This is a genomic window from Pseudomonas sp. fls2-241-TYG-175, from assembly GCF_030209155.1.
Classification (GTDB): domain Bacteria; phylum Pseudomonadota; class Gammaproteobacteria; order Pseudomonadales; family Pseudomonadaceae; genus Aquipseudomonas; species Aquipseudomonas viridiflava.
In genome coordinates, this window is sequence record NZ_JARVSO010000003.1 from 208,255 (window position 1) to 222,511 (window position 14,257).

13 protein-coding genes are annotated in these 14,257 nt (G+C 58.4%); 6 read left to right on the forward strand and 7 right to left on the reverse strand.

Annotated elements, in window-relative coordinates:
• Positions 1-413 precede the first annotated feature (413 nt).
• From QRN20_RS03370 to QRN20_RS03385, 4 genes are all read left to right on the forward strand, one after another.
• Positions 414-692, forward strand: a complete 279-nt coding sequence (locus tag QRN20_RS03370; RefSeq protein ID WP_029243779.1) for a DUF1652 domain-containing protein — start codon at positions 414-416, stop codon at positions 690-692.
• 709 nt (positions 693-1,401) lie between these two features.
• Positions 1,402-2,799, forward strand: coding sequence for a hypothetical protein (locus QRN20_RS03375; RefSeq protein ID WP_029243778.1), 1,398 nt, complete (start codon positions 1,402-1,404; stop codon positions 2,797-2,799).
• A gap of 92 nt (positions 2,800-2,891) precedes the next feature.
• Entirely contained in the window at positions 2,892-3,830 is a 939-nt protein-coding gene (locus QRN20_RS03380; RefSeq protein WP_029243777.1) for a ketopantoate reductase family protein, read from the forward strand.
• A gap of 57 nt (positions 3,831-3,887) precedes the next feature.
• Positions 3,888-4,127 carry a DUF465 domain-containing protein gene (locus QRN20_RS03385; RefSeq protein ID WP_029243776.1) on the forward strand — a complete coding sequence of 80 codons (240 nt, stop codon included), beginning with the start codon at positions 3,888-3,890 and terminating at the stop codon, positions 4,125-4,127.
• Between the two features lie 82 nt (positions 4,128-4,209).
• On the opposite strand, the gene QRN20_RS03390 is transcribed toward QRN20_RS03385, so the two are convergent.
• The 6 genes from QRN20_RS03390 to QRN20_RS03415 form a co-directional block, all read right to left on the reverse strand.
• Entirely contained in the window at positions 4,210-5,061 is an 852-nt protein-coding gene (locus QRN20_RS03390) for a DUF3618 domain-containing protein (RefSeq protein WP_050575455.1), read from the reverse strand.
• On the reverse strand, positions 5,058-5,477 hold the full coding sequence (locus QRN20_RS03395; protein WP_029243775.1) for a phage holin family protein: 420 nt from the start codon (positions 5,475-5,477) through the stop codon (positions 5,058-5,060). Before QRN20_RS03395 ends, QRN20_RS03390 begins: the two co-directional genes overlap by 4 nt.
• Complete coding sequence (locus QRN20_RS03400) at positions 5,477-6,226, reverse strand: hypothetical protein (RefSeq protein WP_134672675.1); 750 nt, start codon at positions 6,224-6,226, stop codon at positions 5,477-5,479. The genes QRN20_RS03395 and QRN20_RS03400 overlap by 1 nt, the downstream gene beginning before the upstream one ends.
• Before the next feature lie 279 nt (positions 6,227-6,505).
• On the reverse strand, positions 6,506-6,694 hold the full coding sequence (csrA, locus tag QRN20_RS03405; RefSeq protein ID WP_002554157.1) for a carbon storage regulator CsrA: 189 nt from the start codon (positions 6,692-6,694) through the stop codon (positions 6,506-6,508).
• Positions 6,695-7,283: 589 nt separating this feature from the next.
• Positions 7,284-8,636, reverse strand: coding sequence for a GntP family permease (locus QRN20_RS03410; protein WP_004882666.1), 1,353 nt, complete (start codon positions 8,634-8,636; stop codon positions 7,284-7,286).
• 103 nt (positions 8,637-8,739) lie between these two features.
• A complete protein-coding gene (locus QRN20_RS03415) occupies positions 8,740-9,228 on the reverse strand; it encodes a gluconokinase (RefSeq protein WP_004882665.1) in 489 nt (162 codons plus the stop codon).
• Between the two features lie 282 nt (positions 9,229-9,510).
• Between QRN20_RS03415 and gntR the strand changes: the two genes are divergently transcribed.
• Both gntR and QRN20_RS03425 read left to right on the forward strand, forming a co-directional pair.
• Entirely contained in the window at positions 9,511-10,527 is a 1,017-nt protein-coding gene (gene gntR / locus QRN20_RS03420; RefSeq protein ID WP_285360005.1) for an HTH-type transcriptional regulator GntR, read from the forward strand.
• 303 nt (positions 10,528-10,830) lie between these two features.
• On the forward strand, positions 10,831-11,802 hold the full coding sequence (locus QRN20_RS03425; RefSeq protein WP_029243772.1) for a YncE family protein: 972 nt from the start codon (positions 10,831-10,833) through the stop codon (positions 11,800-11,802).
• A gap of 123 nt (positions 11,803-11,925) precedes the next feature.
• Here QRN20_RS03425 and QRN20_RS03430 read toward each other — a convergent pair whose 3' ends face one another.
• Entirely contained in the window at positions 11,926-14,109 is a 2,184-nt protein-coding gene (locus tag QRN20_RS03430; protein ID WP_058431135.1) for a malate synthase G, read from the reverse strand.
• Positions 14,110-14,257: the final 148 nt, after the last annotated feature.

Genomic DNA, 14,257 nt, shown 5'->3' on the forward strand with positions numbered 1-14,257 from the left:
GGTGACTCACGTCCAGTGCAAGCCGCCTGCACGGTCAGAAAAGCGTGCTTGAGGTGTTTCATAAGTGAACAGCCATAATCGATTTCGTGACCGTTCGTCACTCCAAGATCATGTCAAAGCCCGCGCAATATCCCTTTAATGACGCAGATCATGCCTTTCGCCGCTTGAACGCCTACAGTGAATCGTTTTTTCTGACTTTAGTTACAAATAAACACGTTTGTTGCGGCAAGGCGTGATCTACGCTGCACATTGCCGAGTCGATAGAGGCTGGCGTATAAAGAGTGTCAAGGATCAAGTAAGTGGCGACAATTAATTGGCAGGCAAGGGTGTGCCGGGTTTCAGTTAATTGATTATAAATAGCGACAGTAATCTGCTGGAGTCCGGCAGCGCTTACACAATAAGGAGATAGAAAGATGATCGCGAGTGGACTGTCTACTCTGGAACTGCGCAGTATCGTCGAAAGTGCGTTTTTACCGTTGCGTTGTACCTGTACGATCGCACCGGACTATTGCATGACGGTGCAGGTCAACGACCCGGATTCAGGCCGGGTTGAATTGCTGGTGACCGGTATCTCTGCGCACAGGTTGAAAAGCCTTCGCGACATATCGAATCTGGTCTCGGAACTGCGCAGCGAATTGCGTGACGAGCCTGACCACCAAGGTATCCGGCAGAAGCAATACCGTACGGCCTGATCACATCTGCGTTGGTGTGGTCTGTTCCTTATAGCTGCCCGGTTCCGATCTGCTCAGGTCGGGCCCTCCTCCTTTTGAAGCGCAGGACGTCCTCATCCGGGTTCGTCCTGCTTCACGTCATCATCTGTTTCATTCCGCTCGCAATGTCCCTTTCAGTCAATAAGTCGGCGCTGGATTTTTGTAAGTTTTGCTGAGCGTCATGAAGAAAATAAAAGTCGTTCATTGTGTCCTTATGAAAGCCACCCTGAGTGTTTTTCACCTGGCTTAACTGTGTGATCTTTTAAAATCAGGTACTTGCAACGGGTGAGGTCAGGGCGGATGCTGCAGTGGCTTATTTGACACTTTGTGGTTTCTTTGCAACTATCATTTCAACCCGCCCGCTTCGTTGTGCTTAAACCCTTCTGATTAATGCCTCGCGTTTGAACCTCGTTCGAAGGTTTGGCGGTAGCGTGGTGCGTTTTTTTCCTGCGGCTCGAGTGTCGAGCAGACTGCAGACACTGATCAGTGTATGTAACAGCTCATGTCCATTGATAAAAACAGCGGAGCCTTCAGCCGAGTTCTGGTGACGCTGCACGTGCGCTGTTTATTGTGTTGTGGGGTTCTCTTTTTAAATTGTGCATGGACGCTGGTTTGCAGTGTTGGCCAGGTATTCGATCATCCAGAACTTCTGGAATGCACCAACGTTTGGCTATGACGATGGAGCATCATCATGTTTGAAAAATCCTTGGAAACAGTCTGCGGTTGTGTCGTCGGCGGAGCAGGGCTTGCCGGTATGGGCTTTCTGTTCAATGCCTTGAAAAGCGGCACGCTGGCGGAGATTGCTGCAAGTGGACTGACGGTCATCGATGCCAGCGACAGACCCGGTACCGGTGCGCTGGGGCAATACCGGATCACTGCCAACTCGGTAGGAGACGTTTTCATCGATTGCCTGCGTGACCCGGCCCTGCGCGAGATCTTCGAGCCATTGGAGTATTCACCGGCCTATTGGCGTATTCGTGGTCAGGCCCAAAGTGCGCCTCAGTTGTCTGATGTGGGCCAACTGATGGTCGAAGCCTCGCGACTGGTGTTGGAGCACTTGACGCGCTGCTACGGGGTGAAGGTCTGGCATGGCACGACCATCACCGAAGTGATCAGCGAGGATGACGAGTTTTGCCTCAAGGTAGAGACGGAAGGCTGCGCCAGACTCGTGCGCTGCCAGACGCTCGTGCTCAACCTCGGCGGACGTCAGGATCCGCAGCACCTGATCGACAGTCTTGCGCAACAGGGGCTTTCACTGTCACCGGCCACCAATATCCAGAGTGCCGACCGGCTGCTGCGCATGAATGCGGTTCAGTTGCGCGAAGTGTTTGCGCTGGCGCTGGCCAGCGGTAGCCGTATCACTGTTGTCGGCGGTTCGCACAGTGCCTTTTCCATGCTGGAGAACCTCGCCGATGCTCTGGAGTTCGCAGGGCTGGAAGAGCTGACGCTGATCCATCGAACCCGGATCAGGCTGTTTTACGAAAGTGCCGAGCAGGCAGAAGCTGCGGGCTATGTGTTCGACTCTCAGCTGGATGTCTGTCCGGTTTCCGGGCGCATCAATCGCTCCGGCGGGCTGCGCTACCGGGCGTTGGACATTGGTCGCGAGGCGTTGAAGCACGGTCGTATCGGTAAAACCGGTGTGCGTGTGCAGTTGTTGCAGACCAGTGACGGTCCCGCCGGAGCATTCGAAAAGGCCAGACTCGCATTGGCCGAGTCCTGTGTGGTGGTGCAGTGTTCCGGCTATCAACCGCAGTTGCCTGTGATGCGCCATGGTGACGGCAGCCTGATCACCCTGCGTGAGACCAAGGGTGGCCTGGACTCTGATCAGGCGGGCTGCCCGATGGATCAGAACGGACGGCGATTGAAAGGGCTTCACCTGTTCGGCCTGGGTGCTGGGCTGGGGGCTGATCCTCAGCTGGGCAGCGAGCCTTCGTTCGACGGCCGAATCTATGGCGTCTGGCAGTTTCATCATGATGCCAGTCGTGTGGTGATTCAGGCCGTCACGGCGCGATTGCAACAAAAGGCCTCTGCCGTCGATACTTCATGTCTGGCCGGGTTCCTGCAGCTGGAACCGCGTTTTCAGGCCTGATGGCAGGCGGGGTGTGGGGCAATGTCCCTGAGCCAGGGTGCTCGAATGCCGCCAGCGTTCTGTAGAACAGCACAACCAGGAGATTCAGGGCCATGCGTATCTTGATCGTTGGGGCAGGGGCTGTCGGTGGCTATTTCGGTGGCCGACTGTTGGAGGCCGGGCGTCAGGTGTCCTTTCTGGTCCGGCCGGGCCGGGCGGAAGAGCTGGACCGTGACGGGCTCGTGGTGCGCAGTCCACAGGGCAACTTTCAGTACCCGTCGCCTCCTTACGTGCTTGCCAACCGGCTTGCCGATCCTTTCGACCTGATCCTGCTCAGTTGCAAGGCTTTCGATCTGGACTCCGCAATGGACGCCTTCGAGCCTGCCGTGGGGCCGGAGACGTTGATCCTTTCACTGCTCAACGGCATGGCCCACCTTGACCGCCTGACCAAGCGCTTCGGCAAGGACGCTGTGCTGGGCGGGCAGTGTCTGATTTCCGTAGACCGCGACTCGACCGGTGCGATTCTGCACCTGAACGAGATGCATCAATTGTCATTCGGCGAGCTGAGTGGCGCGTTGACCCCGCGAATTCTGCGGGTTGCCGAAGCCCTGGCCGATGCGGGTTTCGAAGCCAACCTGAGTCAGCACATTGTGCAGGCCATGTGGGACAAGTGGTGTTTCATCGCCACGCTGGCGGCGATTACTGCAAGCATGCGCGCATCGGTCGGCGATGTGCTGGACGCAGGTGGAGAGGGTTTGATCCTGAAAGCACTCTCCGAATGCGCAGTGATTGCGCTGGCTGCCGGTTACCCGCCGGATGCAAAGGTCCGTCAGCGCCAGGTCGAGTTGCTGACTGCGCGTGGCTCGACACTCACGGCCTCGATGATGAGGGACATCGAACGGGGTACACCCACAGAGGTCGAACAGATTCTGGGCGATATGCTGATCAGGCGTAACGCGCTGGGTGTCGTTTCGAATGAACTGTCGGTGCTGGACGTTGCCTGCACTCATGTCAGGGCGTACGAAGCACGCCGTATTCGGGAACAGCCGTGAGGTCTGAAATCGTCACGGTTACCCCTGCATTCAAGTAGTCATTTGGAGGTGCTACTCATGCCAGTCAAACACGATTTGTTCGCGGATTTGAGCTTGACCCGAGACGAGGTTGCCGAGCGGGGCAGGCGGGACGCGAGGCTGCAGCAATTGCTCAATGACTATGAGAGCGCCGACGTCGAGGTGCTGAATGCCGAAAAAGGGTCGGCGGGCGGTATCGGTGATGACGCGTTGAGGACACTTAAGGAAAAGCGTCTGCTGGTGAAGGACCGGATCGTCCAGCGTCTTTCCGAAATATAAACGGCTCCGCTGCCTGAACAACAGCTGGCCAATCATTAAAAAACGGCCCCTCCGAGGGGCCGTTTTCAGTGCTCCATCACCCTCAACCGAGTCCAGGCGATGTAGGACGTTCACTGGCGAAAGACGCGCCTGTACCGTTGCCATCGTGCTCTGTCCCGGACAGGTTGCTGTAGCTGCTGGAAGTAGGCGGCGACGACGAAGGTGAAGACAGAGAACCGCTTTTACCCCTCAGTTTTTCCCGTGCTTGCCTGACGATCTGTTGCTCCTTCGTCGTGACAGGCAACGCGGCACCGATCAGCGCTCCCACCGCAATACCCATGGCCGCCAGCGTCAAAGGCTGTTCGTTGACCAGTTGCCGTGTACTGCTCTTCATGTGCTCACGTTTCTCCTGGAATGTAAGGTCTGCGTCCTGCCAGGAGTCAGAGCTGCCGGAACTGCCCGAAAAGGTGTCGCGCACGTTGTGGGTCATGTGGGACGTCTTGTCCTTGATCGTGCTAGCCTTGTCCTTCATATGCGACACAGTTTCCTGCACCCGGGCCTTGGCGCTTCCCAGACTGTCGCTGACTGAGCCAGCCATGCTGCCAGCGCGCTCTGTGACGCTGCCAAGGACCGAAGAACCGTTGGACGAGCCGCCCGTTGCCGGACGATTGTTACCCATCATCATCCAGAGCACGCCGACGGTGGTAAGCACGGCAGGCACTGGATTGGCCTTGACGTTGTTGCCCAGATTGCCGAAAAACTCCCCACCGTTGTCCTTCACATAGCCCAGCGCCTGATCGACCAGTTGACCGGGCGACATTTTCTTTTCCAGCGCATCGACGATGTTGCCGATGCTGGAGCGTTGCTGATCGATTTCCCGCTCCAGGGTTTCCGGGCTCTTTTTCGATTCTTCTTCAAAATGTTCTGGTGTGTCGAAGCTGCTGTCGATGCTCATGAGACTTTCCTCTGAATGGCTTCCTTGTCTTTTTGCAGGGTGCTGGTGGTGCGCTCGGGAATCAGGTTCGAAGCGTCGAGTTTTTTATTGCCCGCCTGAACCATGAAGAAGCCGATGACCAGAGCCGCAACACCGACGATCAGTGCCGCGAGCCAGGGTTCCATGACGTAGCTCAAGGCATAGACGGCGGCCATCAGCACCATGATCAGGCCGCCCAACATCACGACGGCACCCATACCGACGGTGGTGGCTGCTTGCTTGGTCGCCTGAATCGACTCACGAAATTCCGCCTTCACCAGCGCCATTTCCTTGGTCACCAACGCAGGCACTTCATGCGCCAACTGGCGGATCAGACTCAGCACCGACGTTTCATTTTCAGGGTTTCTGTCCTGCTTAGTATTGGGTGGGGTACTCATCACACGTCTCCTTTGGACAAGCCGGACCTGGACGAGCCGTCACGCGTGACTTCATCGTCCAGATCGTCGTTGAATTCGGTCATGGGCGGACTGTCAGGAATCCCTGTTCCGGGGCGCGCGCTGTGCACAACGTCATTGTCGTGTGGGTGGGTCGCGGCCATCTCTTCGGCGGCCAGCGCCGACGGGCTGATGGGATCATAAGGGGCCGACGAGTCGACATCCGTCAGATCACTCTGATTCGACGACCCGGATGTCGACGGATCTGATGCCGATGTACCCGATGTCGAGCTTCCAGACATTGGGCTGTCAGAAAAGCTCGTGTCGGAGGTCGCGTCGTTCGAAGAGGTGGACGCTTTCAGCAGCCGCGACAGACCCAGGCCAAGCGCCACGCTGCCGCTGATGAACAGGACCGGATTTTCCCGGGCGAGCCTGCCTGCATCCTGCAACAGTTGCTCGGCGTTCTTGCTGCGCAGGTTGTCGGCGAGCCGGGTCATCGCTTGCGCCATGTCAGTGACGTACCCCGACAGGCCCAGGGTGTCATTGCTGTCAATCTGCTGCGCCGCCGACTGAGCGTTCTGCGCAAGGTTCTCTATCTGCTCTGCAGCGCTGTCGCGGTACTGCTCGAAGTGTTCGCCTCCCTGTCGGGCGACATTTTCTGTGTTGCCATGTGCGTTGCGCTGGTCGTCATCCTGCAGTCCGTGCAGGTGATCCTGGCCGCTCGTGCTGCCGGTATGGGCATTGCCGCTCATGGAAGTTTCGTTGGTAGTCACCATCATCATTCACCGTTTTCTGTCCCCAGATAAAGAGAATGCTCGGCTCACTGCGTACTACGGGCTGGCATTGATGTGCTCGCTTGCAGAGAGTCGACTGGTGTTTTTTTGGCGATGTTCCGAGAGGGTGACAAATGGTAGTGCCGCAGTGGGCAGCGAAACGGCGGGCATAAAAAACGGCGTCATGAGAGACGCCGTACGGCTGATGACCTGCCGCAAGAGCAGATCAGCATTGAATAAGGGGGTGTCGCGAGGGAGTTATTGTGGGTCCTGGTTTGGAGCCAGTTCTGCCTGAATGCGTTTGTAGATCTCTTCACGGTGTACAGACACATTTTTGGGTGCGTTGATGCCCAGCCGGACCTGAAGCCCTTGAACGCCAAGAATCGTCACGGTGATCTCGTCACCGATATTTATGCTTTCGCCAACTTTGCGAGTGAGTATCAACATAATCTTTTCCTTGATGGCCTCTTGAAAATGCCTCTCTCAAGAGGCTGGCGTTTGCCTTTGCGTGGTGATTGTTGCCGAGTGCATCCAAATGCATCCGCCATAAGACGTTGCGGTGGTGAATTTAATTCCCTCGGTTCATTTTCTTGTCATCGGGATTTGCATCCGCGGCACGACGAGTGCGCCAATTCTGCCCGTTTTGGCCTGAGAATGCCCGTATTTACTGGTGCAACTTAAAAAGTAACGTGATCAGGCGCACAAATCGGGTTTGCCATGACTGTGCTGGAGGCGATTGAGCGGCCTGATCCCGCGTTGTTCCTAAGCGTAGGCATGACTTTGAAACATTGCCTGAGCTTTCCGAAAATTCAACTGAAAGCGTTGTAGGCGCTCGTAGGAAACAGCTTTCAGACAGGTTTCGCAGACGCGCATCGAATCGCTCTGTCATGTTGTCGGCAGCAAACGCAGGTTATGTAGGGGCGGGCGGGTTCAGGAAGGAAATCAGGGGTGCAGGCGGAAAAGCGGAGGGGTAGAGCGGTAACGCTTTGCACCTTCGCTGGCCTGCTGGCCCGCGAAGGTGCTGGACTTTTTAAGCTTAAAGCGCCATGGACAGCAGCATGATGAAGATCAGGCCGACAACCGAAAGGATGGTTTCCATCACGGTCCAGGTCTTGAAGGTTTCGGCTACCGTCATGTTGAAGTACTGCTTGACCAGCCAGAAGCCTGCGTCGTTCACGTGCGACAGGATCAGCGAGCCCGCGCCGGTGGCCAGCACCAGCAACTCGCGGTTCACGCCTGGAATCAGGCCCACGACCGGCGCCACGATGCCTGCACCGGTGATGGTGGCGACAGTCGCCGAACCTGTTGCCACACGAATCACCGCCGCCACCAGCCAGGCGAGCATGATCGGGTTGATCTGCGCCTGCACCGCCATGTGGCCGATCACGTCACCCACACCGCTGGCGACCAGCATCTGCTTGAAGCCACCGCCGGCACCGACGATCAGTACGATGGCGGCGACCGGGGCCAGGCTCTGGTCCAGCAGTTTCATGATCTTGGTACGGTCGAAACCGCGTGCGGCACCGAAGGTGTAGAACGCCAGCAGCAAGGCCGCGAGCAGGGCAGTGATCGGGTGACCGATCAGGTCCATCCAGATGCGGAACATGTTGCCTTCCGGCAACGCAACGTCAGCGAAGGTCTTGAGCAGCATCAGGAACACGGGCAGCAGGATCGTCACCAGCGTAATGCCGAAACCTGGCAGGTTCTCGGTGCTCGATTCCTTGGCGATCTGATCCATCAATTCCTGTGACGGTGTGCCGGGAATGTATTTGGAGATCCACTTGCCGTAGATCGGGCCTGCAATGATTGCGGTCGGTAATGCGACGATCAGGCCGTAGAAAATGGTTTTGCCGATGTCAGCGCCGAAGATGCCGATGGCCAGCAGCGGACCCGGGTGCGGCGGAACCAGACCGTGCACGGCCGAGAGGCCTGCCAGCAACGGGATGCCGATCTTGACGATGGACACACCGGTGCGACGCGCGACGATGAAGACCAGCGGGATCAGCAGCACGAAGCCGATTTCGAAGAACAGCGGGATGCCCACCAGAAACGCAGAAAACATCATCGCCCAGTGGACTTTCTGTTTACCGAAGGTACGGATCAGGGTCTGCGCAATCTGATCCGCGCCACCCGAATCGGCCATCAGCTTGCCGAGCATGGTGCCCAGCCCGAGGATGATGCCGACAAAGCCCAGTACGCCGCCGAAGCCGTCCTGGAAGGATTTCATGACTTTTTCCACCGGCATCCCGGAGGTCAGGCCGAGGAAGCCAGCCGCCAGGGTCAGCGCGACGAAAGGGTGGACCTTGAATTGGGTGATCAGCAGCACAAGGCCGACGATGGTCACCAACGCATCGACTAGCAGAAACGTCTCGTGGGTCATACCGAACATGGGTGTCTCTCCGGTTATTATTCTAGGGTGCTACCAGCAACTGCTAGCGCCATCCGTGCTTCGTGTGTGCAAGACAGCGCTGTCTTTTGCACTCACGCCTTTATCAGGCGTGGGAGTCTTTCCACCAGGCTGCCGCTTGCGTGCCAATCTCTTCGATGGACTGGGTTGCATCAACCACCAGTGTCAACGGTTCGCCGTACGGAGGCTCGAGCGTTGCAAACTGGCTGTCGACCAGACTTGCCGGCATGAAATGCCCCGGGCGGTGCGAGCAACGTTCGGCAGCGAGTTCTTTGGTCAGTTCCAGAAAAACGAAACCCAGACCCGGAACGGCGTCGCGCAGACGCTGGCGATAAATCAGCTTGAGGGACGAGCAGGTCAGGACAGGGTGTTCGCCACGGGCGAGCGCCGCGACCATTTCTTCACCCAGGCGGGTCAGCCAGCCGGCACGGTCGTCATCGTTGAGGGGGGTTCCGGCGCTCATCTTCTCGATGTTGGCCGGTGGATGGAAGGCATCACCTTCGATGAGGCGACCTCCGCTCTTGAGGGCAATCTCGGCACCCACAGCACTTTTGCCGCAGCCCGAAACACCCATCACCACGAGGGCGGAAATAGCAGTTTTCGCAGTTGTCACAGTAGGCACCTCATCTGGAGACAGCGCTGTCTTTATCCGGTGGACATCTTGTCCAGCCTGAGCTGTTCCAGTTCTTGTCGTTGTTTTGGGTTCAACAATACACATCGGAGGCTGTTCTCCGTGGCGACCCGGCGCGGGCGGCAAATGTGAAACCAGCGATAAAGCGTTGTCACGGTCCATGAGACAGCGCTACCTTATGGGGCATTCGACACATTTGGCAACCCCTATGTTAGTTGGCAACGCATGATACGCATTGGTTCCCGCTCTACCGGCCGTCCGACCCTCAACGAAGTTGCCCGCCTTGCCGCGGTTTCCCCCATTACCGCATCCCGTGCATTGCGTGGCGTCACGACCGTGGCGCCGGAACTGGTGGAAAAGGTCCGTGCCGCAGCTCAGAGCCTGGGCTATGTCGCCAACCCCGCAGCGCGGGCACTGGCGTCGTCCTGCAGCCAGACCGTGGTGGTGCTGGTGCCATCGCTGTCCAACCAGCTGTTCATCGAGACGCTTGAGGCGATTCAGGATGTGTTGCGCCCTCGTGGTCTGGATGTGGTGATCGGCAACTATCACTATTCCCCGGAGGAAGAAGAAAAGCTGCTGCGCAACCATCTGGTCAACCGGCCACGGGGCATTCTGCTCACCGGTTTCGACCGCACACCTGCATCGCATCAGATGCTGGAAGCCAGTGGCATTCCCTGCGTGCACATGATGGAGCTGGACCCTCGTCAGGGTGCCTACAGTGTCGGCTTCTCCCAGGAACAGGCGGGTGCTCAGGCAGCCCTTCATTTGCTCGGCCGTGGACGCACGCGGCTGGCCTACATGGCGGCCCAGCTCGATACGCGCGTACTGCAGCGCGGCGCGGGCTTTCGTCAGGTTCTGGAAGACGCCGGCCTGTTCGATGCCGATCTGCAAGTCACGACACCCTTGCCATCGTCTATTGGCCTGGGCGGCGAACTGTTCGCCCGGCTGCTGGATGAGCACCCTGATGTCGACGGCATTTTCTTCTGCAACGACGACCTGGCGCAGGGCGCGTCACTGGAGGCCTTGCGTCTCGGCGTCGCCGTTCCGCAACGGGTTTCGCTGGTGGGTTTCAACGACCTGCCGGGCTCGGCACACATGGTGCCGCGCCTGACTTCCATCCGCACGCCGCGACAGGAAGTGGGCCAGCACGCCGCGCAGTTGCTGCTGGGTTTGCTCGACGGCGTACCCCAGCAGGCAAAGGTTGATCTGGGGTTTGAACTGGTGGTTCGCGAGAGTTCATGATTCAACCCTGGGCAAATTGCTGACCAATGGTGAACGGCCTTTACAGGCCTCACAGGCTTCGACGCCAGCCCCCGATGGCGTTGCCTTTCAACCCTGGAAAGCGCTTTTTGCCACCACTTTCAGCCCGCCTCAAACTGTCATTTCTGTCAGTACCCAACCCGTCCCGGCCAGTATTCAATGACCTGAGGTTTTTGGATCCGGGTGGCATAAGTGCAGTCGCCACATCGTTCGTTGATGGGGCCGTACCTTCCTATCTTTCCCCCATCGTGGCGGTCTCGCGAGACCTATTCACAGGTGAGTGACATGCACAAAAAAGCATCTCAGGACGTAAACGCTTTTACCCACATGGCAGATCCGGACGGCGCAGGAGTACCGCTGGACGTTGCATGGCTGACAGGCATCATTGCGCTGGGTTTCGTGCCCAAGGAAATCGTCATCAGCCCCGATGAAAAGACGCTCTATGTGTCTCATGAAAACGGTAGAGAAATCAGCGTGGTCGATGTCGAGACATCGAGCGTGGTGAGCTGTATCAAGGGGGCCGGGGCGGGCGATATCACCCTCAGCCCCGATGGCAGTCGGCTCTACACGGCAGGCTATAACAAGTGCTTCGTGATCAATACCCTCACGCGCGAGGTGATCAGGGTCATTCCCTCGGGCAGCGTCAACAGGATCGTCTGCAGCCTGGACGGCCGGTTCATTTATCTGTCGTTCCAGTATGCACCGGGCGGGCTGATCCGCCAGATCGAGACGGAGCACTACAGCGTCGTCAACGATTTCGATCTGGGTACCTTGTCCAATGCCTCGCTGGCACTTGGCGTCAGTCCGGGAAACGACCGTGTATATGCCTCGGCACTGGTGGATGGCATCGGCACGACAGCCGTCTCCGCGATCGGTACGATCAGTTACCTGCAGCACGATATTCTTGGCTTCACCGATCCCAGGTCACTGGCAGTCAGTTCGGACGGAACCCATTTGTACGTCGGTGGCATTGATGAGGTATACGTGGTCGATGCGACCACATGCAGAATGTTCTACCGCGAGAAAATCGGCGCACAGGGCTATCCGGTCAGCATCATCGGCATCACGCCGGATGACCGTTACGTGTACGCGGTTTATACCTGCAACTTCGATGTGTACAGAATCGACACGGTCAAGGGAACGGTCAGTTGCGTGGCCTTCTTCCCGTCTATGGGAGGCTCGGTGCTGAACGGGGCAGGTACCCGCCTGTACAGCACTCACACCGACATGAACTGGATCTCCATCTACACGCTGTAGCGTTACCGGCACCGATCCCGCCGCCACCAGCGCTTCGAGAATTTTCCGCCAGACAAACGCCGAATGTTTCTCCTGGCACCGCGCACGGGCCAGAGAAATATTCGGCACTGCAGTGCGGGCGATCTACGGATGCTTCCTGTCCTTGAACGCCAGTCTTGACTCATGCAGCAGTGGCTCGGTGTAACCGGCGGGTTGCTCGCAGCCTTTGAATACCAGATCGCAGGCAGTCCTGAACGCTGACGAATGCTTGAAGTCCTTCGCCATGGCCTGGTAATGCGAGTCTCCGGCGTTCTGCTTGTCCACCACCTTGGCCATGCGCTCCAGCACGCTTTGCACGTACTGGGCATCGACCACCTTGTGCAGCAGCCAGTTGGCCATGTGCTGACTGGAAATGCGCAAAGTCGCGCGGTCTTCCATCAACCCGACATCGTGGATGTCCGGCACCTTGGAACAGCCCACGCCCTGTTCTACCCAGCGCACCACGTAGCCGAGCAGACCCTGTGCGTTGTTCTCCAGCTCTTCGCGAATCTGCTCCAGCGTCCATTGCGGATCGGCGACCACCGGGATGGTGAGCAGATCGTCGAGCAGTTGTTCCCTTACGTCCTCCAGATTCACCTGTTCAAGCGTCTGCTGAACAGCACGCACGTCGACCCGGTGATAGTGCAGGGCGTGCAGGGTCGCGGCCGTCGGCGATGGCACCCAGGCCGTGGTGGCGCCAGACTGCGGATGGCCGATTTTCTGCTCCAGCATGTCCGCCATGCGGTCCGGCATCGCCCACATGCCCTTGCCGATCTGCGCGCGTCCTCTCAATCCGCAGGCCAGTCCCACCAGTACGTTGCTGCGCTCATACGCCCTGATCCACGGCGCGTTTTTCATCTCGCCCTTGCGCAGCACCGGACCTGCCTGCATGGCGCTGTGAATTTCATCGCCGGTTCGGTCCAGAAAGCCGGTATTGATAAACGCGACCCGCGCCGAGGCCGCTTCGATGCACGCCTTGAGGTTGACGCTGGTGCGCCGCTCCTCGTCCATGATGCCCATCTTCACGGTATGGCGAGGCAGCTTGAGCACGTCCTCAATCCGGTTGAACAGTTGATCGGCGAACGCCACTTCGTCCGGGCCGTGCATTTTCGGTTTGACGATGTAGATACTGCCTGCGCGGGAGTTGCCGCGTCGTTTGAGGTCGTGAAGCGCAATCAGGCTGGTCATCACGCCGTCCAGAATGCCCTCGGGAATCTCATGCCCGTCGTGGTCGATGATCGCCGGGTTGGTCATCAGATGGCCGACGTTACGAATGAACAGCAGTGAACGGCCGCGCAGTTTGAGTTCGCCGCCATTCGCTGCCTTGTAGGACCGATCCGGATTGAGGGTGCGAGTGACCGGCTTGCCACCCTTGTCGAGGGTGGCGGCGAGGTCGCCCTTCATCAGGCCCAGCCAGTTGCGGTACACCTGTATCTTGTCGTCGGCGTCCACTGCAGCCACCGAGTCTTCACAGTCGATGATGGTGGACAGTGCCGACTCCAGCAGCAGGTCCTTGATTCCGGCCACATCGCTGCTGCCGACCGGGTGGCGTGGGTCGATCTGGATCTCGATGTGCAGGCCATTGTTCTTGAGCAGGATCGCGTCAGGCTTGCCTGGCTCGCCCTGAAAACCGACGTACTTTTCCGGCTGCTGCAGGACGGTCTGGGTGCCATCGGCCAGCGCGATGCGCAACTGGCCGTCTTCAATGCGGTAATTGCGGGCGTTGATGTGGCTGCCGTTGGCAAGCGGCACGGCTTCGTCGAGCAGTTCGCGGGCGAACACAATCACCTTGGCACCGCGTAGCGGGTTGTAGCCTGCGCTGATTTCGGCGCCGTTGGAGGTATCGATGGCGTCAGTGCCGTACAGCGCGTCGTACAGCGAACCCCAGCGGGCATTGGCGGCGTTCAGCGCGTAGCGTGCATTGCTGGCGGGAACCACCAGTTGCGGGCCTGCCTGTTCGCTGATTTCCAGATCGACATTGGAAGTCGTTGCCTTGACCTGCTCCGGCACCGGGCGCAGGTAGCCGATGGTGGTCAGAAACTCGCGGTAGGCGGGCATGTCGCTGATCGGGCCGGGATGCTTCTTGTGCCAGGCGTCCAGTTCGGCCTGCAGGCGCTCACGCTCGGCCAGCAATTCGCGATTGCGCGGGGCCAGTTCGTGGACCAGCGCATCGAAGCCTTCCCAGAACGCTTCCGGGTCCAGTCCGGTGCCAGGCAGGACTTCTTCCTCGACGAAGCGTTGCAGATTGACGGCCACCTTGAGGCGTTGGCATTTGATGAAGTCGGTCATGAGGAAAGGTCCTTGGTTAAGGTTCTGATCGTGCCAATGCTCCGCGTTGGCAAGCATCCCGTGACGCTCTGCGTCACGTTCAAGAGCGGACGCGGAGCGTCCTGGGCGGCGTTACCACACTGGAGCATGGGAACGACCTGTTTAAGGT